General features: G+C 64.6%; 32 protein-coding genes. 17 read left to right on the plus strand and 15 right to left on the minus strand.

Going from position 1 to position 26,260, the window contains the following annotated elements; translation table 11 throughout:
- Nucleotides 1-23: 23 nt before the first annotated feature.
- Both AC522E_RS03495 and AC522E_RS03500 read left to right on the plus strand, forming a co-directional pair.
- Nucleotides 24-890, plus strand: coding sequence for a cytochrome c1 (locus AC522E_RS03495; RefSeq protein WP_500749004.1), 867 nt, complete (start codon nucleotides 24-26; stop codon nucleotides 888-890).
- A 121-nt stretch (nucleotides 891-1,011) separates the two neighbouring features.
- Entirely contained in the window at nucleotides 1,012-1,881 is an 870-nt protein-coding gene (locus AC522E_RS03500; protein WP_500749005.1) for an S-methyl-5'-thioadenosine phosphorylase, read from the plus strand.
- Between the two features lie 16 nt (nucleotides 1,882-1,897).
- On the opposite strand, the gene AC522E_RS03505 is transcribed toward AC522E_RS03500, so the two are convergent.
- A complete protein-coding gene (locus tag AC522E_RS03505) occupies nucleotides 1,898-2,089 on the minus strand; it encodes a hypothetical protein (RefSeq protein ID WP_500749006.1) in 192 nt (63 codons plus the stop codon).
- Between the two features lie 52 nt (nucleotides 2,090-2,141).
- On the opposite strand from AC522E_RS03505, the gene AC522E_RS03510 reads away from it, so the two are divergent.
- A complete protein-coding gene (locus tag AC522E_RS03510) occupies nucleotides 2,142-2,687 on the plus strand; it encodes an adenine phosphoribosyltransferase (protein ID WP_500749007.1) in 546 nt (181 codons plus the stop codon).
- Between the two features lie 348 nt (nucleotides 2,688-3,035).
- Here the strand turns inward: AC522E_RS03510 and AC522E_RS03515 are convergent, their stop codons facing one another.
- The 10 genes from AC522E_RS03515 to AC522E_RS03560 all read right to left on the minus strand — a co-directional run bounded on the left by AC522E_RS03515 (nucleotide 3,036) and on the right by AC522E_RS03560 (nucleotide 11,320).
- Nucleotides 3,036-4,049 carry a MaoC family dehydratase gene (locus AC522E_RS03515; protein WP_500749008.1) on the minus strand — a complete coding sequence of 338 codons (1,014 nt, stop codon included), beginning with the start codon at nucleotides 4,047-4,049 and terminating at the stop codon, nucleotides 3,036-3,038.
- Nucleotides 4,050-4,104: 55 nt separating this feature from the next.
- On the minus strand, nucleotides 4,105-4,773 hold the full coding sequence (nfi, locus tag AC522E_RS03520; RefSeq protein ID WP_500749009.1) for a deoxyribonuclease V: 669 nt from the start codon (nucleotides 4,771-4,773) through the stop codon (nucleotides 4,105-4,107).
- A 57-nt stretch (nucleotides 4,774-4,830) separates the two neighbouring features.
- Complete coding sequence (locus AC522E_RS03525) at nucleotides 4,831-5,013, minus strand: hypothetical protein (RefSeq protein ID WP_500749010.1); 183 nt, start codon at nucleotides 5,011-5,013, stop codon at nucleotides 4,831-4,833.
- Nucleotides 5,014-5,085: 72 nt separating this feature from the next.
- The gene (gene ychF, locus AC522E_RS03530) at nucleotides 5,086-6,183 is read right to left on the minus strand and encodes a redox-regulated ATPase YchF (protein WP_500749011.1); all 1,098 of its coding nucleotides are present in this window, start codon (nucleotides 6,181-6,183) and stop codon (nucleotides 5,086-5,088) included.
- Between the two features lie 57 nt (nucleotides 6,184-6,240).
- Entirely contained in the window at nucleotides 6,241-6,873 is a 633-nt protein-coding gene (gene pth, locus AC522E_RS03535) for an aminoacyl-tRNA hydrolase (protein WP_500749012.1), read from the minus strand.
- A gap of 89 nt (nucleotides 6,874-6,962) precedes the next feature.
- Complete coding sequence (locus AC522E_RS03540) at nucleotides 6,963-7,589, minus strand: 50S ribosomal protein L25/general stress protein Ctc (RefSeq protein WP_500749013.1); 627 nt, start codon at nucleotides 7,587-7,589, stop codon at nucleotides 6,963-6,965.
- A 143-nt stretch (nucleotides 7,590-7,732) separates the two neighbouring features.
- On the minus strand, nucleotides 7,733-8,383 hold the full coding sequence (locus AC522E_RS03545) for a flavin reductase family protein (protein ID WP_500749014.1): 651 nt from the start codon (nucleotides 8,381-8,383) through the stop codon (nucleotides 7,733-7,735).
- Nucleotides 8,384-8,494: 111 nt separating this feature from the next.
- The gene (locus tag AC522E_RS03550; RefSeq protein ID WP_500749015.1) at nucleotides 8,495-9,427 is read right to left on the minus strand and encodes a ribose-phosphate pyrophosphokinase; all 933 of its coding nucleotides are present in this window, start codon (nucleotides 9,425-9,427) and stop codon (nucleotides 8,495-8,497) included.
- A gap of 154 nt (nucleotides 9,428-9,581) precedes the next feature.
- Nucleotides 9,582-10,097, minus strand: a complete 516-nt coding sequence (locus tag AC522E_RS03555; RefSeq protein WP_500749016.1) for a hypothetical protein — start codon at nucleotides 10,095-10,097, stop codon at nucleotides 9,582-9,584.
- Nucleotides 10,098-10,159: 62 nt separating this feature from the next.
- Nucleotides 10,160-11,320, minus strand: a complete 1,161-nt coding sequence (locus tag AC522E_RS03560) for a benzoate/H(+) symporter BenE family transporter (protein WP_500749017.1) — start codon at nucleotides 11,318-11,320, stop codon at nucleotides 10,160-10,162.
- 110 nt (nucleotides 11,321-11,430) lie between these two features.
- Between AC522E_RS03560 and uvrC the strand changes: the two genes are divergently transcribed.
- From uvrC to AC522E_RS03610, 10 genes are all read left to right on the plus strand, one after another.
- On the plus strand, nucleotides 11,431-13,548 hold the full coding sequence (gene uvrC / locus AC522E_RS03565) for an excinuclease ABC subunit UvrC (protein WP_500749018.1): 2,118 nt from the start codon (nucleotides 11,431-11,433) through the stop codon (nucleotides 13,546-13,548).
- Between the two features lie 127 nt (nucleotides 13,549-13,675).
- Nucleotides 13,676-14,272: a CDP-diacylglycerol--glycerol-3-phosphate 3-phosphatidyltransferase gene (gene pgsA, locus AC522E_RS03570; protein ID WP_500749019.1), complete on the plus strand. Its 597-nt coding sequence runs from the start codon at nucleotides 13,676-13,678 to the stop codon at nucleotides 14,270-14,272.
- Between the two features lie 6 nt (nucleotides 14,273-14,278).
- Nucleotides 14,279-14,530: a molybdopterin converting factor subunit 1 gene (gene moaD / locus AC522E_RS03575; RefSeq protein ID WP_500749020.1), complete on the plus strand. Its 252-nt coding sequence runs from the start codon at nucleotides 14,279-14,281 to the stop codon at nucleotides 14,528-14,530.
- Between the two features lie 23 nt (nucleotides 14,531-14,553).
- Nucleotides 14,554-15,009, plus strand: coding sequence for a molybdenum cofactor biosynthesis protein MoaE (locus AC522E_RS03580; RefSeq protein ID WP_500749021.1), 456 nt, complete (start codon nucleotides 14,554-14,556; stop codon nucleotides 15,007-15,009).
- Nucleotides 15,010-15,103: 94 nt separating this feature from the next.
- A complete protein-coding gene (locus tag AC522E_RS03585; RefSeq protein ID WP_500749022.1) occupies nucleotides 15,104-15,358 on the plus strand; it encodes a hypothetical protein in 255 nt (84 codons plus the stop codon).
- Nucleotides 15,359-15,900: 542 nt separating this feature from the next.
- On the plus strand, nucleotides 15,901-16,887 hold the full coding sequence (locus tag AC522E_RS03590) for an extensin-like domain-containing protein (RefSeq protein ID WP_500749023.1): 987 nt from the start codon (nucleotides 15,901-15,903) through the stop codon (nucleotides 16,885-16,887).
- A gap of 80 nt (nucleotides 16,888-16,967) precedes the next feature.
- Nucleotides 16,968-17,399, plus strand: a complete 432-nt coding sequence (locus AC522E_RS03595) for a hypothetical protein (RefSeq protein WP_500749024.1) — start codon at nucleotides 16,968-16,970, stop codon at nucleotides 17,397-17,399.
- Nucleotides 17,396-18,067, plus strand: coding sequence for a ribonuclease T2 family protein (locus tag AC522E_RS03600; RefSeq protein WP_500749025.1), 672 nt, complete (start codon nucleotides 17,396-17,398; stop codon nucleotides 18,065-18,067). Before AC522E_RS03595 ends, AC522E_RS03600 begins: the two co-directional genes overlap by 4 nt.
- Before the next feature lie 75 nt (nucleotides 18,068-18,142).
- On the plus strand, nucleotides 18,143-18,991 hold the full coding sequence (locus AC522E_RS03605; RefSeq protein WP_500749026.1) for a 23S rRNA (adenine(2030)-N(6))-methyltransferase RlmJ: 849 nt from the start codon (nucleotides 18,143-18,145) through the stop codon (nucleotides 18,989-18,991).
- Nucleotides 18,992-19,056: 65 nt separating this feature from the next.
- Nucleotides 19,057-19,662, plus strand: a complete 606-nt coding sequence (locus AC522E_RS03610; RefSeq protein ID WP_500749027.1) for a glutathione S-transferase family protein — start codon at nucleotides 19,057-19,059, stop codon at nucleotides 19,660-19,662.
- A 56-nt stretch (nucleotides 19,663-19,718) separates the two neighbouring features.
- Here AC522E_RS03610 and AC522E_RS03615 read toward each other — a convergent pair whose 3' ends face one another.
- Nucleotides 19,719-20,405 carry an outer membrane protein gene (locus tag AC522E_RS03615; protein WP_500749028.1) on the minus strand — a complete coding sequence of 229 codons (687 nt, stop codon included), beginning with the start codon at nucleotides 20,403-20,405 and terminating at the stop codon, nucleotides 19,719-19,721.
- A gap of 269 nt (nucleotides 20,406-20,674) precedes the next feature.
- Between AC522E_RS03615 and AC522E_RS03620 the strand changes: the two genes are divergently transcribed.
- Nucleotides 20,675-21,460 carry an SDR family oxidoreductase gene (locus AC522E_RS03620; RefSeq protein WP_500749029.1) on the plus strand — a complete coding sequence of 262 codons (786 nt, stop codon included), beginning with the start codon at nucleotides 20,675-20,677 and terminating at the stop codon, nucleotides 21,458-21,460.
- Here AC522E_RS03620 and pgeF read toward each other — a convergent pair.
- Genes pgeF through lgt form a run of 3 tightly spaced genes read right to left on the minus strand, consistent with a single transcriptional unit; the run spans nucleotide 21,441 to nucleotide 24,171 of the window.
- A complete protein-coding gene (gene pgeF / locus AC522E_RS03625) occupies nucleotides 21,441-22,217 on the minus strand; it encodes a peptidoglycan editing factor PgeF (RefSeq protein WP_500749030.1) in 777 nt (258 codons plus the stop codon). The genes AC522E_RS03620 and pgeF overlap by 20 nt on opposite strands.
- 5 nt (nucleotides 22,218-22,222) lie before the next feature.
- Nucleotides 22,223-23,308: a class I SAM-dependent methyltransferase gene (locus tag AC522E_RS03630; RefSeq protein WP_500749031.1), complete on the minus strand. Its 1,086-nt coding sequence runs from the start codon at nucleotides 23,306-23,308 to the stop codon at nucleotides 22,223-22,225.
- Nucleotides 23,305-24,171: a prolipoprotein diacylglyceryl transferase gene (lgt, locus tag AC522E_RS03635; RefSeq protein ID WP_500749032.1), complete on the minus strand. Its 867-nt coding sequence runs from the start codon at nucleotides 24,169-24,171 to the stop codon at nucleotides 23,305-23,307. The genes AC522E_RS03630 and lgt overlap by 4 nt, the downstream gene beginning before the upstream one ends.
- A gap of 135 nt (nucleotides 24,172-24,306) precedes the next feature.
- Between lgt and AC522E_RS03640 the strand changes: the two genes are divergently transcribed.
- From AC522E_RS03640 to proC, 3 genes are all read left to right on the plus strand, one after another.
- Nucleotides 24,307-24,582 (plus strand): accessory factor UbiK family protein, encoded by a 276-nt coding sequence (locus tag AC522E_RS03640; RefSeq protein WP_500749033.1) that lies wholly within the window; start codon nucleotides 24,307-24,309, stop codon nucleotides 24,580-24,582.
- A 239-nt stretch (nucleotides 24,583-24,821) separates the two neighbouring features.
- Entirely contained in the window at nucleotides 24,822-25,322 is a 501-nt protein-coding gene (locus tag AC522E_RS03645; protein WP_500749034.1) for a type III secretion system chaperone family protein, read from the plus strand.
- Nucleotides 25,323-25,391: 69 nt separating this feature from the next.
- Nucleotides 25,392-26,219 (plus strand): pyrroline-5-carboxylate reductase, encoded by an 828-nt coding sequence (proC, locus tag AC522E_RS03650; protein ID WP_500749035.1) that lies wholly within the window; start codon nucleotides 25,392-25,394, stop codon nucleotides 26,217-26,219.
- Nucleotides 26,220-26,260 lie beyond the last annotated feature (41 nt).

The following is a 26,260-nucleotide window of genomic DNA, read 5'->3' on the forward strand; positions in this document are numbered from 1 at the left end:
TGCGAGCGCTGGGGAATAATATTATGATGAAGCGTACTCTTCTCATCGCCGCGGCCGTTCTCGGCCTCTCGGCCCCTGCTTTCGCCGCTGGCGAGACTCCGGTCCCGCCGCAGCTGAAGTGGAGCTTCCACGGCCCGTTCGGCACCTTCGACCGGGCCCAGCTCCAGCGCGGCTTCAAGGTTTATCGGGAGGTCTGCTCCTCCTGCCACTCCTTGAGCTACATCGCGTTCCGCAACCTCGCCGAGCCGGGCGGACCGGAATTCTCCGAGGCGCAGGTCCGGGCCCTGGCTGCCGAGTACAAGGTCCAGGACGGTCCGAACGACGCCGGCGACATGTTCGAGCGTCCCGCCCGCCCGGCGGACCGTTTCCCGTCGCCGTTCCCGAACGAGAATGCCGCCGCCGCGGCCAATGGCGGCAAGGCACCGCCGGATCTGTCCCTGATGGCCAAGGCCCGCACCTATGAGCGCGGCTTCCCCTGGTTCGTCTTCGACATGTTCACCCAGTTCGCGGAGACGGGTCCCGACTACGTCCACGCGGTGCTGACCGGCTACGAGGAGCCCCCGGCCGGCTTCCAGGTCCCCGAAGGCGGACATTTCAACGAGTATTTCCCCGGCCACATCATCGCCATGCCCAAGCCCCTGAGCGACGGGCAGGTCGAATATCCGAAGGATGCCAACGGGCAGCCGCAGGCTCCGGAGACGGTCGAGCAATATTCCCGCGACGTCACCGCCTTCCTGATGTGGACGGCGGAGCCGAAACTCGAGGCGCGCAAGCGCATCGGCTTCCAGGCGATCCTGTTCCTGATCGTGCTCTCCGGCCTTCTCTACTTCACGAAGAAGAAGGTCTGGGCCCGGGTCGGGCACAGCGACGTCACGACGACGCAAGCCTGAGGCGGATTGAAAAGGCTCCTTCGGGAGCCTTTTTCTTTGGAAGTTCGAGGTACCGGGGTGGCTTGAGCCGCCATCGGCCATCCTCCCTCCGGGCTCGCATGGGATCGGGAAGGCAAGGACGATGACGAAGGCCGTGCTCGGCATCATCGGTGGTTCGGGCGTCTATGATCTGCCTGGGATCGAGGACCTGCGCGAAGGGCCGGTCTCGTCCCCGTGGGGCAAGCCTTCCGATGCCCTCAGGCGCGGACGCATCGGGAGGACGGAGGTGGTGTTTCTGCCCCGGCATGGCCGTGGCCACCACTCCTCACCGTCCGACATCGATTACCGCGCCAATATCGACGTGCTGAAGCGAGCCGGTGTGACCGATCTCATCTCGGTCTCGGCCTGCGGGGCCTTTAAACAGGAGCTCTTTCCCGGCTCCTTCGTGCTGGTCGATCAGTTCGTGGACCGGACCTTCAGGCGCGAGACGTCCTTCTTCGGCCGCGGCTGCGTCGCCCATGTTCCCATGGCCCATCCGGTCGGCCCCCTGCTCCAGCGGCGCATCGCGCAGGCCGCCTCGCAAGAGGGGATTCACGTCACGGTCGGCGGCACCTATGTGTGCATCGAGGGACCGCAATTCTCCACCTATGCCGAGTCGGTCACCTACAAGGGGCTCGGCTACGACGTGGTCGGCATGACGGCGATGCCGGAAGCCAAGCTCGCCCGGGAGGCCGAGATCACCTATGCCACCATCGCCATGGTGACGGATTTCGACTGCTGGCATCCGGAGCACGACGACGTCGAAGTCGCAGCCGTCGTCGCCGTCGCGCAGCAGAATGCGGCAAAGGTCGCGAGACTGATCGCGCGGGTTGCACGCGACTTCCCGGCCGAGCATGAACCCTGTCCCGTGCGCTCCGACCGGGCCCTCGACGGCGCCATCATGACAGCGCCATCCGCGCGGGATCCGGCCTTGGTGGCGAAGCTCGACGCCGTTGCGGGGCGGGTGCTCTGACGGCGCGCCTTCAGCCTCAGGTCATCATCCCGCCCATGATTCCGAGCCCGAAGACCAACCGGAACAGCCAGCCGATCAGGGCCAGGATGAAGGCCACAATGAAGGTCGCGGGAATGGCTGCGAGGGCGGCCTTCACGAAGAACAGGACGAGACTGGCGAACGGGATGTCGATATCCGTCAGGATCGTTCGCTGAAACGGATCGGGCATGGTAGGTCTCCGGGAAGATTCCAACGCCCCTCAAATGTGTCAGGCTCAGCCGATGGACCAGCGTTTCCTTACAGATCTCAAATCGACCATTCGCTCGATCCCGGATTATCCCAAGCCGGGCATCATTTTTCGCGACATCACGACCCTGCTCGGCGATGCACGGGCGTTCCGCAGAGCCGTGGATGAACTCGTCCATCCCTTCGCGGGCGGACGCATCGACAAGGTCGCAGGAATCGAGGCGCGGGGCTTCATCCTCGGCGGTGCCGTTGCACACCAGCTCTCGTCCGGGTTCGTGCCGATCCGCAAGAAGGGCAAGCTTCCGCACGAGACGGTCCGGATCGCCTATTCGCTCGAATATGGCGTCGACGAGATGGAGATCCATACCGACGCCATCGGGCAGAACGACCGGGTTGTCATCGTGGATGACCTGATCGCCACCGGCGGCACCGCCGTCGCAGCGACGCAGCTCCTACGCCAGATGGGTGCCGATATCGTCGCCGCCTGCTTTGTCATCGACCTGCCGGATCTCGGCGGCGCGAAGAAGCTGCGCGACCTCGGCGTCGACGTGCGAAGCCTCGTGAGCTTCGAGGGGCATTGAGGTTTTCACCCGTCATCCCGGGATGGCGCGGAGCGTTGGACCCGGTCCGAAGGTCCCGGGAAGCGGGGAAGCCCACGAACACAACCTCCCGGAACAGGACGCCGCGCTTGCAGCTGCTCCTTATCCTGAACGGTTGACGTTCATGGGTTCCGGGCTTGCCTGCGGCGCCCCGGAATGACGGAGGTTGATACCCCTCACGCTGTCATTCCGCGACAGCTCAAAAGAGCTAGGCCCGGAACCTATAACCGCTAGCAGTTCAGGATAAGCAGCGACGGCACCGCACCCTTCTCGTAAAGCTCGGCGGTTATGGATTTCCCGCTAACGGAGTCCCCGACGGGCGGTGGTGTCTCAGCCCTCCGGCCGCCGCTCCCAGAACACCGCGCCATCGAACGAGAACACCTCTTCGCCGTGCTGGTTGACGCCCGTATTGTGATGGGAAGCGATCCCCCAGCCGGGACGGGACGCGGAGGCGCGCCGGTCCGTGATCGTTGAGCGATAGGTGATCGTATCGCCCGCATAGACGGGTTTCAGCCATTTCAGGCTGCGGAAGCCGGGCGAGGGACCGAGATGGGCCGGGCGCTCTCCCCGGGCCAGGGCATCGGCCCGAATGCGATCGCGATGGGCCGCCATCAGCTTCATCCAGATGCTCGCCGTCTGCCATCCGGAGGCACAAAGGTCGCCGAACAGACTCTCCTTCGCGGCAACGGGATCCACGTGGAAGCGCTGCGGATCGTACGCCTTCGCAAACCGGATGATGCTCTCTGCCGGATAGGTGAAGCTCCCCAGCACGTCCGTCTGACCGATGACGAGATCGTCGAGATAGGGATTGACGGAGAAGGGCGGGATCTCGGCCGGCGGGGCAGGGGAGGCTGGCTGCGCGGGCGGAAGGCTCCTGGTTCCATTGAAGGCGAGGCCGGTGCCTTTGCGTCCGAACATGACCCAGTTGGTCTGGACCATCACGATCTCGTCGGCCTGGTTGACCACTTCGAACTGGAACTTCACGAGCCCGAGCGTCGGTCGGCTCTTCGAGGCACGGCTCTCGAGGACGGTCATTCGCGACCGCAAGGTGTCGCCCGGTCGGACGGGCTTTGCCCATTTGAGCTCTTCGATGCCGGGCGATCCCATGGATGTCGAATCGAGAATGACCTCGTCCGCGAGGAGCCGCATGTTGAGAGAGCAGGTATGCCAGCCGGAGGCGATCAGCGTCCCGACGAAGGTGTCCTTCGCCGCGATCTCGTCCGTATGGAAGGGCTGCGGGTCGTATTCCCGCGCAAAGGCGACAATCTCGTCCTTCGAGACGGTGATCGGGCCGAGGATCCGGGTCGAACCGGGCGTGAAGTCTTCAAAGGCGAAACGAGGCATCGGTCTTTCGTCTTCAGGAGCGGAAGGGCCCTGGCGGCCCTTCCCGACCGGGAGGTCACGGGTTGAACTGTCCGGCTGCGTTGTGCGCCAGGCGGATCGGCTCGGGCAAGCGATATTTTGGCGAGCAGGCGAGGACGAGAGCCGCCGATGTCGGGATATCCGCCAGGTGGCCGGGCGAGATGAACATCGGGTTCTTTGCCGTGCGGGTCCGCAGGGCCACGCCGATGGTTTCGCCCCTGTCGATCAGCGGCGCGGCTGCGCCCTTTTCCTCGGCAAGGTCCTTGTAGCGTCCGCAGAGGAGCGTCTTGCCGCACCCGATGGTGGGACGCTCCAGCCACAGGCCCATGTGGCTGGCTATCCCGATGCGGCGGGGATGGGCGATTCCCATGCCGTCGAAGAGAAACACGTCCGGTTCGCTCTGCAGCTTCTCGAACGCCTCTTCCAGCACGGGGCCCTCCCGGAAGGAGAGGAGGCCGGGAATATAGGGAAAGGGTGTCGGGCGCTGGGCAAGCACCGTTTCCACCGGCAGGAAGCCGGGATAGGTCATGACAACGATCGCCGCCTGGGACTGCTCGTTCTTGACGCTTACGTCGACCCCGGCGAGGAGCCCGATCTTGTCGAGCAGGATCGGGCGGTTGGAAACGACCTCAGCCCGCAGTTCCTTCTGAAGGGCGATGGCTTCGGCGGGGGAGAGGTTCCAGGAGTGGCGGTGACGGAGGTGCATGCGCTCAGCATCAGGACAGACCGATGCTCAACGCGTCAAGGTCCGAAACGGTCCCGATCAGTGCCGTTCCCGTGGCCAATGGGCCTCCTGCCCATGGCGTCCTGCAAAAAGCGAATGAAGGGCGCTGACCAGGAAGCCGCAGGCCACCAGCAAGGCGACGATCAATTCCGCCGAGCCGAGACCCGGCGAAACCACGGCCCCACCGACCACATAGGCGATCTCTTCAAGCGAATCCTGCATGGCTCCTGCCTCCGCGCAGGATAAACGCAGGAACCGGCTGAACGGACGAGGAAGCGTCCGTTCACGAATCCGTCAGTTTGCGAAACGGAAATGCAGCACGTCGCCGTCCTGAACGGTGTAGTCCTTGCCTTCCAGGCGCAGCTTGCCCGCGTCCCGCGCCCCCGACTCGCCCTTGAGCGTAACATAGTCCGGATAGGCGATGGTCTCGGCGCGGATGAATCCCTTCTCGAAATCCGTATGGATCACGCCGGCCGCCTGCGGGGCGCGGGTGCCCCTGGTGATGGTCCAGGCGCGAGCCTCCTTCGGGCCGACCGTGAAATAGGTGATCAGGCCGAGGAGTTCGTAGCCGGCGCGGATCACCCGGTTGAGGCCCGGTTCGGCGAGGCCGATGGCATCGAGATAGTCCTTCTGCTCGTCCGGGGCGAGAACGGCGATCTCGCTCTCGATCTTCGCCGAGACGACGACCGCCTTGGCACCTTCTTCCCTGGCCCGCTCGAAGACCCGGGCCGAAAAGGCATTGCCCTGATCGGCCGAGGCCTCTTCGACGTTGCAGACATAAAGGACGGGCTTGGAGGAGAGGAGCCCCAGCATCTGGAACAGGCGTTCCTCCTCGGGCTTGCGCTCGACGAGCCGTGCGGGGGTGCCCTCGCGCAGGAGGACAAGGGCGCGATTGACGAGGTCCAGGGTCTCCTTGGCTTCCTTGTCGTTGCCCTTGGCCTTCTTCTCCAGGGCCGTGACGCGCTTCTCCAGGCTTTCGAGGTCGGCCAGCATCAGCTCGGTCTCGATGATCTCGATATCCGTGATGGGGTCGATCTTGCCTTCCACATGAGTGATGTCCGTGTCCTCGAAGCAGCGCACCACATGGGCGACGGCGTCCACCTCGCGAATATTGGCCAGGAACTGGTTGCCCAGGCCTTCGCCCTTGGAGGCGCCACGCACAAGGCCGGCGATATCGACGAAGGTGAGGCGAGTCGGGATGATCTGGCCGGAGCCGGCGATGCCGGCGAGCTTCTCCAGGCGATCGTCGGGCACCGCCACGTCGCCGACATTCGGCTCGATAGTGCAGAACGGGTAGTTCGCCGCCTGGGCCGCCGCCGTCTGGGTCAGCGCGTTGAAAAGGGTGGATTTGCCCACATTCGGCAATCCGACGATGCCCATCTTGAAGCCCATGGCCCCACTCCTTGCCAATAGCCGGCTTCTGCCGGCGTCACTCTTTCTTGACCGGCGTCAGCCGGTGTTCTTTTTATCCTGGCCCGCCTGTTCGCCGGGTCGCTTCACGTCCGTCCACCCTCTCGCCTCCATGGCGAGGTGGATCTTGTTCTGAAAGCTCGCATCCTCGCCCTTGGCGAGAAGCGCCGCGTTGTCCGCGATCGTCCGGGTCAGGTCCGCGACCCAGGGCTCCTCCGCCTTGGCGAAGTCCCCGAGCACATGGGGCTGAACCAGCGGCTTGTGCCCGGGATGGCCGATACCGATCCGCACGCGACGGTAATCGTTGCCGCAATGGGCGGTGATCGATCGCAGGCCGTTGTGGCCCGCATTGCCGCCGCCGACCTTGACCCTCAATTTCGCCGGAGGCAGGTCGAGCTCGTCATAGAAGACGGTCACATCCGAGAGCGGGATCTTGAAGAAGCGCTGGGCCTCCGCAACCGCCCGGCCCGACTCGTTCATGTAGGTCTGCGGCTTGAGAAGGAGAACCCGCTCGCCGCCGATCACGGCCTCCGCGCATTCCCCCTGAAACCGCTTCCGCCACGGGGAAGCCCCCTGGAGCCGGGCGATCTCGTCCACGGCCATGAAGCCGATATTGTGGCGGTTCCTGGCGTAGCGGGACCCGGGATTGCCGAGGCCGACAAAGAGGCGCATCGCTCAAACACCTTCATAAGAAACGCCCCGGCCTTGCGGCCGGAGCGTCGAAGCCGTTCGATGGGCAGTGGTGCCCGGCGAAGGAACGATCAGGCCTTGGGAGCCGCAGCCTCGCCCTCGGCCGCCGCCGGAGCCGCTTCCTCTTCCTTCATGCCCGACGGGGCAACGACGGTGACGAGGGTGACGTTCTCGGCCGCGGTCGGCTTGGCGCCCTTCGGCAGCTTGATATCCGACAGGTGGATCGAGGAGCCGATCTCAAGCTCGGCAACGGAGGCCTCGATGTAATCCGGGATCGCGTCGGAGGGAACGAGCAGTTCCACCGAGTGCTCGACGATCTGGAGCGTGCCGCCGCGCTTCACGCCCGGGCTCTTCTCCTGGCCGATCACGTGGACCGGAACCACGACCTTGATCGCCTGACCGGCGGCGAGGCGCAGGAAGTCGACATGGACCGGGAAGTCGCGGACCGGGTCGAGCTGGTAGTCGCGCGGGATGGCGCGGGTCTTCTTGCCGTCCACGTCGATCTCGAAGATCGTGGTGAGGAAGTGGCCGGCGAAGATCAGCTGCTTGGTGTTGTTGAAGTCGAGTGCAATCGCCTGGGCGGGTTGGCCGCCTCCATAGATGACAGCTGGAACTTGGCCTTGGCGACGAACAGCCCGGGCGGCCCCCTTGCCGGCCCGGTCGCGCGCCACGGCCTTGATTTGCTTGATATCGCTCATGGTCGTGGTCCTTAAAACAGGTGGTGAAAAACCGAAGGCCGCCATTGGCGGCCACAAGGTCGGCGCCCGTGCCTCCAAGGGTGTCGAGCGGGCGCGAGGCGGCTTATAGAGAAAGCGGTCCGGAAATGCAATGCGGCGCCAGCTCACGCCTCGGCCTTGAAGGTCCGACCGAGATCCTCGCCCGCTCTCACATAATGCCGGAAGACGTAGAGAAGAGGCTGCCAGCGGCCCACATCGACGTGGTTGCTCTCTGGGATCGTGATCTCGGCATGGGCGTGAACCCGCACCACCTGCGTTTCGATGATGGCGAAAGCATGGGCCGAGCCGATTGTCCAAGGACCTCCGCCGGGCGCATGGGCCGCGACGACCCGTGCCTCGAGTTGGAGCGGGCATTCGACAATCCGGGGCGGCCGAACGAGGTCCGATGGCAGAGGCGTCAGCTCGGCGGCTTCGAATTTCCGGGGCTCGTGATGATAGCCGGAGGCGGCCTTGTCTTCAGGGACAGGACTGCGGCCGGTCGTCCTGGCCAGCCGTTCCACTTGCTCCCACAAGTCCGCCGGCGCGAGGTTGATGACACATTCGCCCTCGCGAACAGCGTTCTCGCCACCCTGGCCGCCCGAGGACAGTCCAAGCACGACCCGGTCGCCCAGGGCCCAGGCGGAGGACATCGGCGAGATATTGGGCGTGCCGTCCGGATTCAGGGTTGTGATCAGGGCCACCGGGGTGCCGAAATACAGCACGGAGGGATTGATCACCCGGTGGATGGGAATGGGCTTCTGGAGATGGGCGTTCATCGGCGTTGCCTCGCAGGAATTCAACCAAGGCAGGCCTAACAGAACGGGGCGGCGCGATCCGCTGCTAACGCTTCGGCCGTGGCCGAAGCGTCCTCGCGATAGAAGGATCCTCTAGTCGAACAAACTCGACACGGAGCTTTCCGTGGCAGTCCGGCCAATGGCTTCGCCCATGAGCTGGGCAATGGGCACGACGCGGATATTGTGTGCGACCTTCACGGCCTCGGTCGGCATGATCGAATCCGTGATGACGAGTTCCTTCAGCTTCGAATTCGAGATGCGCGAAACCGCGCCGCCGGAAAGCACCCCGTGGGTGATGTAGGCGTAAACCTCCTTTGCCCCATTGGCGAGGAGGGCATCGGCGGCGTTCACCAAAGTGCCGCCCGAATCCACGATGTCGTCGAGCAGGATGCAGGACCGGCCGCGGACATCGCCGATGATGTTCATCACCTCCGACTCGCCAGGGCGCTCGCGGCGCTTGTCGACGATGGCGAGAGGCGCGTCGATGCGCTTGGCGAGGGCGCGGGCGCGCACCACGCCGCCCACGTCGGGCGAAACCACCATGCGGTCGCCGCCGTCGAGGCGCTCCTTCACGTCCCGGGCCATGATGGGGGCCGCGAAGAGATTGTCAGTCGGGATGTCGAAGAAGCCCTGGATCTGTCCGGCATGGAGATCGAGGGTCAGGACGCGGTCGGCCCCCGCATGGGTGATGAGGTTGGAGACCAGCTTGGCCGAGATCGGCGTGCGCGGGCCGGGTTTGCGGTCCTGGCGGGCATAGCCGAAATAGGGGATCACCGCCGTGATGCGGCGCGCCGAGGAGCGGCGCAGAGCGTCGATGATGATCAGCAATTCCATCAGGTGGTCGTTCGCCGGGAACGATGTCGACTGAATCACGAAGACGTCCTCGCCGCGGACATTTTCCTGGATTTCGACGAACACTTCCATGTCGGCGAAGCGCTTCACCTGGCATTTGGCGAGCGGAACGTTGAGATAGGCGGAGATGGCCTCTGCCAGCGGTCGGTTGGAATTTCCCGCGACGAGCTTCATGTACGCATCTTTGGCTCTTAGAGTGACCGAGGAGCCCACCGCGTGACGTTGTTGCCCTTATGCGGCAAGGCGCTTGGGTCTTAGCAGCGATAAGAAACCGTCACAATACGCGCATAGCCGCAGATGCGCGCTTTTCCGACTTGATCCGAATCCGTTACTGCGCCGCAACAGCCTCGCCGTCCACATCGGCCTCCGCCGTCCGGATCGGGGTCTCCGAGCGCGCGGCGCTCAGGAATTCGGCGATTTCATCCATGCTGGCGCTGGCGAGTTTGGCCAGCGTCTCCTTGTCCAGCGCTGAGATCGACTTTGCCGCAACCTGGCCGGGGCTCGTTCCGGTCAGGCGCTTGGCGCGGCGTTTTTCCGAATCGAAGACGTCCCAGACATAGGCGACCTTCGTCTCGCCGTTGAGTGTTTCCGTGGAGAGATAGCCGCGAACCCGATAGCGCGCCTGGGCAGTGGAGCCGACCAGCTCGACCTTCCGGCTGGCGGCGGCCGTCGTCAGTTCGTCGATCAGGGCCGTTTTGACCGGGGGAGGGGCGCCGTCGATGCTCTCGAGCGCGATCGGCACGCCCTCCGGCGATCCGTTCGACACGGAGTCGGTCTGGCAAGCGCCCAGCAGGACGGTCATCGCCAGGACAGCCGCCTGTCCCGCCCGTTTCATCCCAGCCATGAACACTCCCGCTCTCCGCTTCGGTAACGAAGTTTTAAGCTTAACGGAGCGCGGCGTCCAGGTCAGCGCTGTTTGCGCCAGCGGAGGGCCAGTTCGTCGAGGCCGAGGGCGACGAGGCCCGCCGCCAGCCCCCAGAAGGCGGAGCCGATTCCAAACAGGGAGAGGCCGGAGGCCGTGACCGCCAGGGTCAGCACTGCGGGAAAGCGCTTGAACTCGTCCGCCAGCGCGGAGCTCATGGCGCCGGTGAAGGCTCCGATGAGCGCCAGGCCCGCGACGGTCTTGATCAATTCCGGCGGCAGGGCGGCGATGAGGGCGATGAGGCTGGCGCCGAACGCGGCGAAGAGGAGATAGGTGAGGGCGTAGAACGGCCCGACGAGCCAGCGTTTGCCCGGATCGGGATGCGTGTCGGGACCGGTGCAGATCGCTGCCGAAATGGCGGCGAGATTGCTCGTATGCGCGCCGAACAGGGCGGTGACGACCGAGGCGACGCCGGTCACGGCCAGGATCGGGCGTGAGGGCGGCGTGTAGCCGGACGCCCGCAGCACCGCGAAGCCCGGCAGGTTCTGTGATGCCATGGTGACCAGGAAGAGCGGAAGGCCGAGGCCGATGAGTACCGTCGGCTCGAAGCTGGGCGCGATGAAGGTCAGCGACGAGAAATCGAGCGCGGAGGTGGGCAGGACCGCGAGACCGTCGCCGAAGGCGAGGCCCAGACCGACGAAGAGCACGGCCAGGACCGCCATCGCGGGATTGAAAAGCCGGACCAGGAGAAAGATGGCGACGAGCGGGAGGACGAGCCGCGGCGCTCCCTGGGCACTCTCGAATACGGCCATGACGAAGCGGATCAGGATCCCGGCGAGCATGGCCGCCGCGATTGCTGTGGGAATCCGCTCGATCAGGCGTCCGAAGGGCCTGAAGGCGGCGGCGAGCACGATCAGCGTGCCGGCCATCAGGAAAGCTCCCACAGCGGCATGAATCGCGATTCCGGTAGAGGCGGCGATCAGCGCCGCGCCCGGGGTCGACCAGGCGGTGATGACCGGCATCCGGTAGCGCACGCTCAGGTATCCGCTCGTGGCCGCCATGCTCAGGCACAGGGCCGCAACCCAGGACGTCGTCTGTGCCGCATCGGCTCCCACCGCATTCGCCGCCGCGATGATGATGGCAATCGTGCTTCCGAAACCGACGAGGGCCGCGATGATGGCAGATGAAATGATCGAGAGGCGCATTGGTCCGGTTCCGGTCATTGGCAGAGCGTAGCGGTTTAATCCGGCCGGAATATTATCTCCAGTCCTTTGCAGCTCTTCCCTCGGGAATCCGGACTGCTTAAATCATCCTCATGAGTCGCAATACTTACAACGACGTTCCTCCCGATATTCTGGACAACGAGGACGAGGAGGATACCGTCGCGGTCGAGAGCGGGTCCGACGTCGAGTTCGACCTCGCGGCCAATCCCAGCTCGGTCCAGAGGGGAACGGACGTCATCAGACGCTTCTGGTCGACGCTGCCCCACGCTCCGGGCGTGTACCGGATGCTCGATGGCAAGGGCGATGTTCTCTATGTCGGCAAAGCGAAGAGCCTGAAGGCCCGGGTCGGGTCGTACGCGCGGGGCCAGGCCCATACCAACCGGATCGCCCGGATGATCGGCGAGACGTCGTCGATGGAGTTCGTCACCACCGCGACCGAGACCGAGGCGCTGCTGCTCGAAGCGAACCTCATCAAGCAGCTCAAGCCCCGCTACAACGTGCTGATGCGGGACGACAAGTCGCTCCCGTACATCCTCCTCACCGGCGATCACGAGGCGCCCCAGCTCGTGAAGCATCGCGGTGCGCGCAAGCGAAAGGGTGATTATTACGGGCCGTTCGCCAGCGTCTGGGCGGTGAACCGCACCATCAACGCGCTCCAGCGCGCCTTCTTGCTGCGGTCGTGCAACGACAGCTACTACGAAAACCGCACCAGGCCGTGCCTCCTCTTCCAGATCAAGCGCTGCTCGGGGCCATGCACCGGGGAAATCTCCCGCGAGGATTACGCGGAGCTCGCCGACGAGGCGCGGGCGTTTCTCTCGGGCAAGTCCAACGCCGTGAAGGCCCGCATCACGGCGGAGATGCAGGAGGCGGCCGAGACGCTCGAGTTCGAACGGGCCGCTCGCTGCCGCGACAGGCTGGCGGCGCTCTCCGCCATCCAGGGCGTACAGGGCATCAACACGCAATCGGTGGAAGAGGCGGACGTCTTTGCCCTCGACGAGCAGGCCGGCCAGTTCTGCGTGGAGGTCTTCTTCTTCCGCAACTGGCAGAACTGGGGCAACCGCGCTTATTTTCCGAAGGCGGACAAGTCGATGAGCCCGGAGGAGGTGCTCTCCTCCTTCGTCGCGCAGTTCTACGACGACAAGCCGGCGCCGCGCGTCATTCTCCTCTCGCACGAAATCGAGGATGCCGAGCTCATGGCGGCGGCGCTCTCGACCCGTGCAGAGTCCAAGGTCGAGATCCATGCGCCCCAGCGCGGCGAGCGGCGGCAGCTCATCGACTACGTGCAGCGCAATGCGAAGGAGGCCCTCGGGCGGCGGCTGGCCGATACCACGTCGCAACAGAAGCTCCTCATCTCCCTGGGTCAGGCCTTCGGGCTGTCGAAGGCCCCGCGCCGGGTCGAGGTCTATGACAACTCGCACATCATGGGCACGAATGCGGTCGGCGCGATGATCGTGGCGGGCGCGGGCGGCTTCATGAAGCAGCACTACCGTACCTTCAACATGAAGTCCGAGGACCTGAAGCCCGGCGACGATTACGGCATGATGCGTGAAATGCTGCAGCGCCGCTTCGCGCGCCTGGTGAAGGAGGAGCCGCGGGCGCCCGCCGCCGGCAGCGCACTCCTTCTCGAGGGCCCGGCCGGAGAAGGGGTCCCGGCGCCGGCGGCGGGCGCGATTGACGCGCACACGCCCACCTCCATGCCCTCCCAACAGGGGGAGGGCGAATATGACGGTGCCGACGACGACAGCTTTCCCGCATGGCCCGATCTCGTTCTGATCGATGGTGGCAAGGGGCAGCTGGAGGCAGCCCGTCGGGCTCTGGAGGAAATCGGGGTCGGCGAGAAGGACGTCGCGCTCGTCGGTATTGCCAAGGGACGGGACCGGGACGCCGGGCGGGAGACCTTCTTCAAGCCGGGCCAGCCGCCTTTCAAGCTGCCGCCGCGCGATCCGGCGCTTTATTTCGTCCAGCGTCTGCGCGACGAGGCGCACCGCTTTGCCATCGGCGCCCATCGGGCCAAGCGCAAGCGCGAGATGGTGAAGAACCCTCTCGACGAGATCGCTGGCATCGGACCGACGCGCAAGCGGGCCCTTCTGCACCATTTCGGCACCGTCAAGGCGATCCAGCGGGCAGCGCTCGAGGATCTCATGAAGGCTCCGGGGGTGAACGCGGCGACGGCGCGGGCCGTCTATGATTTCTTCCACGACAGGAGCTGAGTGTCGAAAACGGTCTTCACGATCTCTCGATATCAGCGCGGCGGGCATGGCGCATCGGCGTTCGAGGACCGCGTGGCAGACCATGTCCGGTTGACGGACCGGCCTCCGGCATGCTTCCTGCCTTGTCATGAGCACCGCCTCTTCCATGCGCCGGTCGAAAGCCTTCAACCTCGCCAATATGCTGACCTATGGGCGGCTCGTGGCCGTCCCCGCGGTCGTCGGCCTGCTGTTCTGGCCGGAGGATCACTGGTCCCGCTGGGCGGCGCTCGCGATCTTCGCCCTTGCCGGCATCACCGACTATCTCGACGGCTACGTGGCGCGCACCTATGCGCAGCAATCGGCGCTCGGCCGGATGCTCGATCCGATCGCCGACAAGCTGCTGGTCGCTGCGTGCCTCCTGATGCTGGTGGCCGACAAGACGATCCATGGCTGGTCCCTCTGGGCGGCCATCGTCATCCTGTGCCGCGAGATCCTCGTTTCCGGACTGCGGGAGTTCCTGGCGGAACTGAAGGTCGGGGTCCCGGTGAGCCGGGTCGCCAAGTGGAAGACCACCGCACAGATCGTCTCCGTCGGGTTTCTCATCGCCGGACCTGCGGGCGAGACGGTTCTGCCGGGAACCGTCGTCATCGGCACGGTCCTGCTCTGGATTTCGGCGATCCTGACCATCTATACCGGCTGGGACTATCTCAAGACCGGGATCCATCACATGATGGATGAAGGGTAGGGCGCCATGAAGCTCGTCTACTTCGCCTGGGTACGCGAGCGCATCGGGCGGACGGATGAGGAGGTGGAGCCGCCTGAAGGAGTCGCAACCGTGGCCGACCTCGTCCGCTGGCTCAAGACCCGGGGCGAGGAATATGAATACGCCTTCGAAAACGAAGAGGTCGTCCGCGCCGCCATCGACCGGGTCCATGCCAAGCCGGACCGGAGCATTGCCGGCGCGCGGGAGATCGCGTTCTTCCCGCCCATGACCGGAGGCTGACCCCAGCGAGGGACAGGCAGATCGTGAACGTGATCATCCGGATTCAGAAGGAAGGATTCGATGCGGCCGCCGAGGCGGCGGCGCTGACGCGCGGGCGCACCGATGTCGGTGCCGTCGTCAGCTTCACGGGCCTGTGCCGGGACGAAGGCGGGCGCCTCTCCGCCCTCGAGCTCGAACATTATCCTGGCATGGCCGAGGCGGAGACCGCGCGGATCGCCGCGATGGCGCGCGAGCGATGGCCGCTCCTCGGTCTGACGATCATTCACCGCTACGGCATGATTCGTCCGGGGCAGGAGATCGTCCTGGTTCTGGCGGCATCGGCGCATCGCGAAGCTGCGTTCGAGGCCGCCTCCTTCCTCATGGACTATCTGAAAACCCAGGCACCCTTCTGGAAGCGCGAGCATCTCAAGGATGGCACGACCGGTGCCTGGGTCGACGCCAGGGCAGAGGACGACGCGGCCGCCGGCCGGTGGCAGTAGCGGCGGCGCTCTTTCGTTGCGGATCCGGATCGTGCTTGACGGCCCGGCCCTGGAGGCGGACCATCGGCGGGCCAAAGGATCGACGGAGGCCCGCATGCGGTACGTCGTTGTCACCTTGAGCCTGCTGATGGCCACAGGCCCAGACCCTTCCGGGGAACTCAGCCTCGCTCAGGCGCAGGTGCCCGCTCACAACCCTCTCGACTGTTATTGCCGGGCGGGCGGAAAGATGTTCGCCGTCGGTGAAAAGGTCTGCCTCAGGACCACGGATGGACCGCGCCTGGCCCAGTGCCGGATGGAAATCAACGTCACGTCCTGGGCCTTCTCGGAGACTCCCTGTCTCGATTCATGAAAAACGCTGCCGGAGGGTTCCGGCAGCGTGGGTTGAAATTCGTACGGGTCGGACGGGTGTCGCTCTCCGGCCGGGCAATGCTTTCGCCTAGAAAACCCCGACGACAATGGCGCAGATGAAGGCGAGCGAAACGCACACCGCCGCGATGTTGAGTTTAGAAGCCTTATCCAAATGCGACGTCAGGTTCATAGGGATCCCCTGTCTAAATGGAGAGGTAAATTAACAAACGTTCACCAGGGTGAAAAGCCAAACTTTTCAGTCTAAGCACTGCGTTTCGAGGGATAGATTGGTTTATCAGGTGTTAAAGTATTGTTTTGGCGTCGAAATCCTTCATGTCGCCGCAATCGAAAAAAGTTGACGATCTTAGTAATCGGGAAAATTTTCATAAACAAGCCGCCGCTCCATCAAGTCTTTTCCTGAACGCATTCAAGAATCAGATGTTTTTGGTGCCAATTCTGCAGCAAGTATTGATCTCGACATCCTGAAATACAAAGATCGCCCCATTGACGATCTGTTTACGGGCGCCTGCCTAAACTGAGCTCATGCGTCGTGGGTTAGTTGCGTTTTTTGCCCTATCGCTGGTCGGGCTCGGGCTTACGGGATGCGGTCTGTTCAGGTTCGAACAGCGCGAGCCTTGGCGCGCCCAGGCCGAAGAGGCGTGCCTGTCTCAGCGTCTCGTCCAGCCTTCCGCCTATATGGCCCTGTCCTCCAAGATCGACGGCCCGGGCGTCTGCGGCATGGATCATCCCTTCAAGGTCGCGGCCTTCAACAACGGCTCCGTCGGTCTGAAGTCCAAGGTCACCTTGGCGTGCCCGATCATCCCCCGGATCGATACCTGGATCGACGAGATCGTGAAGCCCGCCGCCACCCTCTATTTCGGCGTTCCCGTCGTCGACCTGAAGGCGGGTTCCTATTCCTGCCGTCCCCGCAACAACCAGCGGGGCGCCAAGGTCTCCGAGCATGCCTTCGGCAATGCTCTCGACGTGATGGCCTTCATCCTCGCCGACGGCCGGGAGATCGCTGTCGCGAAAGGCTGGAAGGGCGAGCCCGCGGAACAGGAATTCCTCCGCGAAGTCTTCGTCGGCGCCTGCCGCTACTTCAGCACGGTCCTCGGCCCCGGATCCGATGCCTTCCACTACGATCACGTGCACATCGATCTCGCGCGGCACGATCCGCGCGGGACGCGGCGCATCTGCAAGCCGGTCCTCAAGTTCGTCGCCCGGATCGACCCCGAGCGCAGCCGCCTGGCGGAAGCGCAGCCTGCCCCGACGGCGGAGGACTTGGCGCCCATCGACATGGAGCAGGACATCCCCGAGGAGATGGCCCTCGGCCGCGCATCGGACGTGCCGGGCTCCACCCGCCCGAACCTCTCGACCGGCACCGGCTTTGCGGCGGATCTGCCAGGGCCGGGCCTGCCGGCTTCGCGACCTCTGCCTCCGGGTCCGATCAACCAGACCGCCATTCCGCCAGCCTATCGCCCCGCACCGTCCGGTGCGCCGCTGGCGCTGAACGGCTCCGGAATATACTAAACCCGCAAGCGGAGCCTTGACGTTCCTGTTTCGCGCTTACATGGTCCAGAAACGATCGTTGGATCTGTTGGAGCATCGCGATGAAGTGGCTGGCGGCTTTGGTTTCCTGCGTGCTGTTGAGCGCACCGGCGTTCGCTCGCGAAATAACCCCGGCCGAGCGACGGGACCATTCGTTCAGCGCTTCTCTTCCGGCCTGTGGCGACCCTTCGGTCCTGGGACAGATCTCTTCGGATTTCTCGACCCGGGAAAGCCGGTTCTGGCAATCCTCCCTCACGATCCTCGGCTTCGAGCAGGTGGTCGAAGCGGAATGGCGTCCCTGGGGGCTCGACTACATCCCTCGCCGTTATTGCACCGGCACCGTGATCGTGTCCGACGGCTATAAGCGCCGGATCAATTATTCCGTCCGGGAAAATCTCGGTTTCCTCGGCATCAGCTGGGGCGCCGATTGGTGCGTGGTCGGCCTTGACCGCAACTATGCCTACGCGCCCCTGTGCAAGCAGGCGCAACCGTGAATCTGGCCCGGTGCCTTGCCATTGCAGGCGCCTGGCTTTTCGCACTCTCTCCCGCCTTCGCACAGGCGTTCATGCAGGAAGCGCGGGGAGCGCCGACGGGGGCGTTCGACTTCTATGTCCTCGCCCTGTCCTGGTCTCCCGGCTTCTGCGAAGTCAGCGCCCGTGGGAATGAGCGCAAGCAATGCGAGAAAGGCAGCGGTCTCGGCTTCGTGGTCCACGGCCTTTGGCCACAATCCGAGCGTGGTTACCCGACCTTCTGCGAGCCCGGCGGGCGTTTCGTTCCGCGGGCCGTGATCGATCAGGCTGAAGGTCTTTTCCCCGATCCGAATCTGGCACGCTACCAGTGGCGCAAGCATGGGACCTGCTCCGGCGTCAGTCCGAGCGAGTATTTTTCGCTCGTGCGGAAGGCCCAGGAGCGTGTGCGGGTCCCGGAAAGCCTGTCCGGTTCTCGGACCGAGTCACGCGTGATGCCGACCGAGATCGAGCGCGCCTTCGCGGCAGCCAATCCGGGATTGCGGCCGGAAATGATGGCTGTCTCCTGCGGGCGCCGCGTCTTCCAGGAGATCCGCATTTGCATGGACAAGGACTTGCGCGGTTTTCGTCGATGCCCGGAGGTCGACCGGGATGGATGCCGCGCGGGCGAGATCACCGTCCCGGTGCCTCGCTAGGTCCAGGCTGCACCTTTCGCCGTCTCGGGCGAACAGGCGTTTCCCTCTCGTCCCAAAAAATGCTTTAGATCGCTCATGAATTATCGTCATGCCTTTCATGCCGGCAATTTCGCCGATGTCATGAAGCACGCGCTCCTGGTGCGGATCCTGGCCTATCTCCAGCGCAAGGAGACGCCGCTGCGCGTCATCGATACCCACGCGGGAATCGGACAATACGACCTTACCGGCGACGAGGCCGGCCGGACAGGGGAGTGGATCGACGGCATCGGTCGTCTCGACACGCCTTTTGCGCCGGAGGTCGAGGATCTGTTGGCCCCCTATCGCCGGGTCGTCGCCGACGTCCGTGCCCGGCACGGAGAGAGCATCTATCCGGGCTCCCCAGGAATTATACGCGAAATGCTGCGCCGGCAGGATCGTGGCGTCCTCGTGGAGCTGCATCCGGCCGACTGTGCGAGTTTGAACGAAGCCTTCAATACGGTCGCCAATCTCAAGGTCATGCATCTCGACGGCTGGACGGCTCTTCATGCTCTCATCCCTCCGAAGGAGAAGCGCGGCCTCGTCCTGATCGACCCGCCCTATGAGCAGCCGAACGAACTCGACCGACTGGGCACCGAAATCCTGGCGGCTCTCGGCAAATGGGAGACCGGCGTCTATGCAGGCTGGTATCCCATCAAGACGCTCGCGCCGGTCGACGCCCTGATTCAACGGCTGCATGCGGAAAGCCCACGCCCGGGTCTGCGTCTCGAGCTGCTCGTCGACGACCCGCGCGAGCCCGCGCGCCTCAACGGAAGCGGGCTGATCGTCTTCAATCCACCCTGGGCGCTTCGCGATGAAGCCGAGATCCTGCTTCCGGCCCTCGCAGAACGCCTGTCGCGAGGGTCTTATGCCCGCTATCGCTGTGAGCCTTTCGGGCCACCGGCATAAAAGCCATTGCCGCGGCTTCGCCTGGGCGTCATGAAGGCAGACCGTTTCGTTCCAGGTCAGTCCTCATGCTCATTCTTCGCACATCTCCCGCTTCTCCCTTCGGTCGGAAGGTCAAGATTTCCGCAGCCCTTCTCGGCCTGTCGGATCGCATCGAACTCGTCGGCGCCGACACGTCCGATCCGAACGATTCGATCCGCCAGCAGAATCCGCTCGGCAAGATTCCGGCTCTGATCCTGGAAAATGGAGAGGCTGTCTACGACTCGCGGGTGATCGTCGAGTATCTCGATCACCTCGCCGGCGGCGGCAAGATCTTTCCCGCCGGTGCCGACCGCTTCGTCGCCCTGCGCCAGCAGGCATTGGCCGACGGCATCATGGATGCGGCGCTTCTCCAAGTCCTTGAGGGACGCTTCCGGCAAGCGGACCGGCACGAGCCGAAGTGGCTCGAACTCCAGGCAGGAAAGGTGAAACGGGCGCTCGATTATGCGGAAGCGCATTTCTCGACGCCCGAGCCGGAGCTCCATGTCGGACACATCGCTCTCGCCTGCGCCCTCGGCTATCTCGATCTCCGCATGGGCGGGACGTGGCGCGAGAGCCATCCCAAGCTCGTGGACTGGCTTGCCGATTTCGAGGCGCGCGTCCCCGCCTTCGCCAAGACGCGGGTGACCGCCTGACATGAAAAGGGCCCGGTGTTTCCACCGGGCCCCTTCGGTCGCGGATGCGACTGATCTCAGTAGGTCGAGAACTTGTAGTTCAGGCCGGCGCGGACCACGCCGAACTCGTCCTTGTTGCGGCTGCCGCCATAATAGCCCAGGCCGTAGATGTCGTTGTTGTTGCCGTTGTCGATGTTCACGTACAGACCTTCGATCTTGGCGGTCAGGTTGTTCGTGAAGGCGTATTCGAGACCGCCACCGACCGTCCAGCCGGCATTGTCGCCGTTGAAGGCGAAACCGCCGGTCGCGTAGATGAGGGCGCGGTCAAAGGCGAAACCGGCGCGGGCGCGGGCGGTGCCGAACCAGTCGTCGGAATTGTTGCCGCCGTAGTAATAGCCAAGCGTCGGGCTATAGAGGAGGCTGTTCTTGTTGCCGCGGTCGGCATACTGGATGTCCGCCTCGGCACCGATGACGAACTGGCCGATCTGGTAGTTGTAGCCGATCTGGCCACCACCAACGAAGCCGCCGTCGCTGCCGCTGTCGCCGCCATAATAGCCGAGCGCCGGGTCATAGAAGAACGGGTCGTTGTTGTTGGTGTTCCAGCCATAGCCGGCGTTCACGCCAACGTAGAAGCCGGTCCAGGTGAAGATCGGAACAGCCGCGATGATCGGGGCCGGGGGAGCAGCGCGGGTGGGGAGATCCGCGGCGGAGGCGGCTCCCGCGAAACCGAAAAGGGCGACACTGGCGAGAAGGATCTTCTTCATGATTACTTTCCTGTTCGACGTCCTCGTGCCCGATATACTACAACACAACGGCTTCGGACCGAGTCAGACTACGAGTGCTGTTATAGGGCGAGAGCCTCGTGAGAGCTGTGACATGTCCACAACAGCGCCGAAAGGCACTGTGACAGCATTGTGGCAGAGCTGCGTGTTGTTCCCCTTTGGCATCCCCTGCGACTCAAAACGCTTGACGGCCAAGTTGGTTCGAGCCGCAATGTGAGAATTGTGACTTTGTGCACATGTTCGAAAATGGGGTGAGGGTGACATCCCCGCATGGGACCACAATCCGGGAGGCCGCGCTGGTCACCGGAGGAGCCCGCCGGATCGGGCGAAGCCTCGTCGAGAGGCTTGCCCGGGAGGGGTTCGCTGTGGCCATCCACTGCAACCGGTCGGTCACGGATGGGCAGGATCTCGCGGAGGGGATCCGGGCGATGGGAGGGCAGGCTGCTGTCGTCTGTGCCGATCTCGCCGATGCCGGAGCCGTCGATGCTCTGGTCGCCGCTGCGCGCGCCGCCGTCGGGCCTTTGACGCTTCTCGTGAACAACGCCTCCGAATTCGAGCCGGACGAGGTCACCTCCCTCGTCCCTGAGCGCTGGGAGAGGCATTTCGCCATCAATCTGCGCGCGCCCGCATTCCTTGCGCGGGACTTCGCCCGCCAGCTGCCCCCGCAGCGAAGGGGATCGATCGTCAATATCGTCGATGAGCGGGTCTGGAAGCTGACGCCTCAGTTCTTCTCGTACACGCTCACGAAATCAGCCCTCTACACTGCAACGAAGACCATGGCACAGGCACTGGCCCCGCGGATCAGGGTCAATGCCATCGGGCCGGGGCCGACCCTTGCCAGCGACCGCCAGGACGAGGGGGATTTCGCTAGGCAGACGGAGGCGCTTCTTCTTCGCCAGCCCGCAAGCCCGGACGATATCGCCGACGCGCTGATGTATCTCGTGCGGGCCCGCAGCGTGACCGGGCAGATGATTGCGGTCGACCGGGGTCAGCATCTCGCGTGGGAGACGCCCGACGTCACAGGTATGAAGGAATGAGGGTGATGGCAGAGATCAGCCGGCCGTAATCGGGCTCGCCGCGATGGGTCGCGCGCCGGTAGCTGTAGAAGTGCTCTTCGTCGGAATAGGTGCAGAGGCCGAGATTGGCGAACTCGCCGATGCCGGCGTCTTCGAGCCGCCTTCCGATATAGCCGGGCAGGTCGAACATGGCGTGATCCGCCCGCTCGCTGGGCTTGAAGAAGCGATCATTTCCGGGATCCAGCTCGAGGAACGGTGCGGCAAAGCCGGGTCCGACCTCATAGGCGCCCTGGCTGATGGTCGGTCCCAGCACCGCCACGATCTTGTCGCGCCGGGCACCGATCCTTTCCATGGCCTCGATCGTCGATTCGAGGATGCCGGTGAGAGCTCCCCGCCAGCCCGCATGGGCGGCGCCGATGATGTTCGCATGGGGATCGGCGAAGAGAACGGGGCCGCAATCGGCGGTGGTGATCCCGAGGGCGATGCCGGGCACGGCGGTCACCATGGCGTCGGCCTTCGGGCGCGGCCCGCTCCAGGGAGCCTCGACAATGACCGCGTCCGCCGAGTGGACCTGATGCACGCTGACGAGGGCTTCGGGAGCGACTTCGAGCTCCACTGCCATGCGGCGGCGGTTCTCCCTGACCTTGTCCGGGTCGTCGGACGACCCGAGCCCGCCGTTGAGCGAGGCGTAGAGGCCCTCGGAGACGCCGCCCTCGCGGGTGAAGAAGGCGTGCCGCACGCTGGGATAGGCGGCGAGTTCGGGGGCTTCGACATACATGGGGTTCAGGTCCTTGCCGGGTTGAGAGGATGGGCGGCCAATCCGGAGACGGCCTCAAGGCCGGGATGGCTTAACGCCAAAACCTTAAAGAGCTCCCCCATGCCCTTGGCTCCGCGCGCGGTGAGGCGCTCCAAGGCACGGTCGATGGCCTCCGCCTGAGTGGCGGCCGCACGCTGTTTCAGAGCGGACGCCCGCGTCGCGATACCGAGGGCCTCGAGGAAGTCCGCCTGTGCCGTCATCCCGTGCACCCGCGCATTCTCAGCTGCCGCGGCCTGTGCGAGGGCATGAAAATCCACATGCGTCGTCAGGTCGGCTTCCCCCGGTTCGATGAGAGGGTCGACCGGGGCGTGATGCTTCAGGGCCTGGAGCGTGTCGCCGAAAGCCGGACCCCAATAGCCGTAATCGATGATCAGGGCGGCTCCGCTCTGCCGCACCAGCCTGCGGGCAAGGCCTTGCGCCAGCCCGATGCCGGCGGCCGGCCATTCGAGTACGTCGCCGTGCCTCACGGGGCTCCCAAAGGTTGGTTCGGGCTCAGGTTTCAGCCCGAAGGTCAGGGCATCCTGGTCGAGGCCGACGAGGCGTTCGCACCAGCCGCGTTCTGTGGCCAGGAACTGGCGCACCGGCAGGGCATCGAAGAACTCGTTGGCGACGAGGAGGGTCGGCCCGGCGGGCACGTCGTCGAGGGTGTCGTGCCAGGTCACGGGGAGGCTTTCCTGCCGCAGCGTCTCCCGCTGGCGCTCCCGGAGAGCCGGACTCGTCTCGACCAGGTGCAGCGAGGCCGCGGCCAGGAAATCCGGCATGAGCCGCGCGGCGCGAAGAAGGTCGCTCATCAGGGTTCCGCGCCCCGGCCCGAGCTCGATCAGCCGCAAGCCTGCGGGGCGCCCCATTCCGTGCCAGGTGTCCAGCATCCACAGGCCGATCAATTCGCCGAACATCTGGCTGATCTCGGGGGCCGTCGTGAAATCGCCCGCGGCGCCCAGCGGATCGCGCGTCGCGTAGTAATGCCCGAGACACAGGCTCATGTAGCGCTCGACGGTGATCGGCCCTTCGACGGCGATCAGATCGCGCAGGGTATCTTCGAACGCAGTCACGCGGGCTTTGCGGCGGTCGTGGGTCGGGTCCAGCCCCTCGCGGCGATCCAGATCGCCGCCGCGCCGGCAAGCGCCATCGGCACCGACAGAAGCATTCCCATGGTGATGCCGCCTTCGAGGAGCGACACGGAGGAGCCGAAGAGGAAACCGAGCTGCTCGTCGGGCTCGCGGAAGAACTCGCAGGAGATCCGCGCCAGGGCATAGCCGAGGAGGAAGATCCCGCCCACGAGACCGGGGCGGCGGAAGCCGAACCGGCGCACCGCGAAGGCCATGACGGCGAACAGGATCAACCCCTCCGCGAGGGCCTCGTAGAGCTGGCTCGGATGCCGGGGGATGGGCCCTGCATGGGGAAAGACGATGGCATAGGGAAAGTCCGGCGCGGGGCGCCCCCACAACTCGCCATTGATGAAGTTGGCGATGCGCCCGAAGAACAGGCCGATGGGCGCGACCGTCGATGCGAGGTCGAGGATCGTCAGGGCGTTCAGGCCACGCGACCGGGCGAAGAGGATAATGGCGAGCGCCGCGCCGAGGAAGCCGCCATGAAACGACATGCCGCCGCGCCAGACTGCGAAGATTTCAAGCGGATGCGCGAGATAGGCGCTCAAATTGTAGAAGAGGACATAGCCGATGCGTCCGCCGAGGACGACGCCTAGCGCCACCCAGACTATGAGATCGTCGATATCGGCCGGCTTCGGCTGCGGGGAGGGGGCCCAGAGGTCGGCACGGGCTGCGAGGCGCTTCGCATAGAGCCAGCCGCCCAGGAGGCCCACGACGTAGGCCAGCGCATACCAGCGGATCGCGAAGGGGCCGATCGCGAAGGCGACCGGATCGATGACGGGAAAGGCGAGGCCGGAAAGAGGCATTCAGGAAGCCTTGATGATGTTCCACGCCATTGGAACGCCGGCGGCCCGATCGTCAACCCTGTTGCAGCCGGCGGAAAAAACGCCCACATGTGACCGCATGCGGGCGCCGCCCGTCCCACGATCACGGATAGACCCATGACCCAGACCTCCAACCGGCTTTTCGATGAACTCGCTCGCCTTGCGACGGACGCCGCCGGCGCGGCACAGGGAGTGCGGCGGGAGGTCGAGAGCGTGGTCAAGAGCCAGATCGAGCGCTTCATCCAGGATATGGATGTCGCGACTCGGGAAGAGGTCGAGGTCCTTCGCGAGATGGTGGCCGCCGCCCGGGAGGAGAACGAGCGGCTGGCCACGCGGGTTGCCACGCTCGAAGCCAGGCTGGGCGAGTCCACTCCTGCGAAACCGGCGAAGTAAGCCTTCCACAGCCTTGTCGCTGCGGGGCGGTCACCTTTTGTGGACAGGTCAGACCGACGCATTGTGACAGGAGTCAAAATCTAAGACTGTCGTTTCATGAGTTGATTCGTTGCGGAATTGGGAAAAACTTCCGAATAGCCAAGGTATTCGGTAAGGAGTAGCCCGAAATCGCCCGAATTTACGTTACGACGTTGCTTGGTTGTGCTTTGCATTTTCAAGCGGAAATTTCATGGAACGATATGTCTCAGCTCCACATCGAAATTGATCGCCTGGAACACCCGCTCGATGTCGTCGAGCGGCTGGCCTCCTTGAGAGATTGGATCTTCGATCGTGCGGAGGCTGACGAGATGTCGGTTTCGGTCTCGGGACGCTGGGCCGATTATCACATTGCTTTCACCTGGATCGAGGACGTCGAGGCGCTTCATGTCGCCTGCGCCTTCGATCTGAAGGTTCCCGACCGCCGCCGCCAGGATATCCTCCAGCTCATTTCGCGCATCAACGAGCAGCTTTGGGTCGGGCATTTCGACCTCTGGAGCAAGGAAAACGTCGTGATGTTCCGGCACGCGCTCCTGCTCGCCGGCGGCGCCGATCCTACCCAGGGTCAATGCGAAACCATGCTGCGCGTCGCGGTCGAAGCGTGCGAGCGCTATTTTCAGGCGTTCCAGTTCGTCATGTGGGCCGGCAAGTCGCCGAAGGATGCGCTCGACGCGGTGCTGTTCGAGACCGAAGGCGAGGCCTGATCCCGCCCTCGACAGGGGCGGGACGAGATGGATAGATTGCGCGCTCCGCAACGATCCACAGGCTTGCCCATGTCCGCCCCGACCCGCCACCTGCCATCCTCACTCCTTCTCCTCGGGGCCGGCAAGATGGGTGGGGCCATGCTGGAGGGATGGCTTGCCGAGGGCATGCCGCCACAGGGCGTTACGGTCATCGATCCACGCCCATCGGACGAGATGGCGCGGCTTTGCGCCGATCGCGGGATCGCGCTCAATCCCGCAGATCCACGCCAGCCCGAGGTGCTGGTCCTCGCCATCAAGCCGCAGATGCTCGATGAGGCGGCGAGGGACCTGAGTGCGCTGGTCGGGCCGCAGACGCTCATCGTGTCCATTCTCGCGGGCAAGACCATCGGCGATCTGAGGAAGCGCCTTCCCGCGGCCCGCGCCATCGTGCGCGCCATGCCCAATCTTCCCGCCAGCATCGGACGCGGCGCGACCGGGGCCGCGGCCAGCGCCGAGGTCTCAGAGACGCAGCGTCTGACGGCAGATGCGCTTCTCAAGAGTGTCGGAGCGGTGGAATGGCTGCCCTCGGAGGACCTGATCGATGCGGTCACCGCCGTTTCGGGCTCGGGTCCCGCCTATGTCTTCCATCTCGTCGAATGTCTCGCCGAGGCCGGAATCGCCGCGGGGCTTCCTGGGGAACTGGCGCAGAGGCTTGCGCGTGCCACGGTCACGGGAGCGGGCGAACTTCTTTTCCAGAGTGATCTTGCTCCTGCGACCCTGCGTCAGAACGTGACCTCGCCCGGCGGCACGACAGCCGCGGGACTGCAGGTGCTGATGGCCGATCCCGGCGGCCTCAAGGCGCTGATGTGCGAGACGGTGGCTGCGGCAAAGAAGCGTGCCGAGGAGCTGGCCGGCTGACGGTCGAGCGATGTGGCCTAGATAAGCAGGCAGGTTCATTC

This window comes from Microvirga sp. BF8 (genome assembly GCF_059888585.1).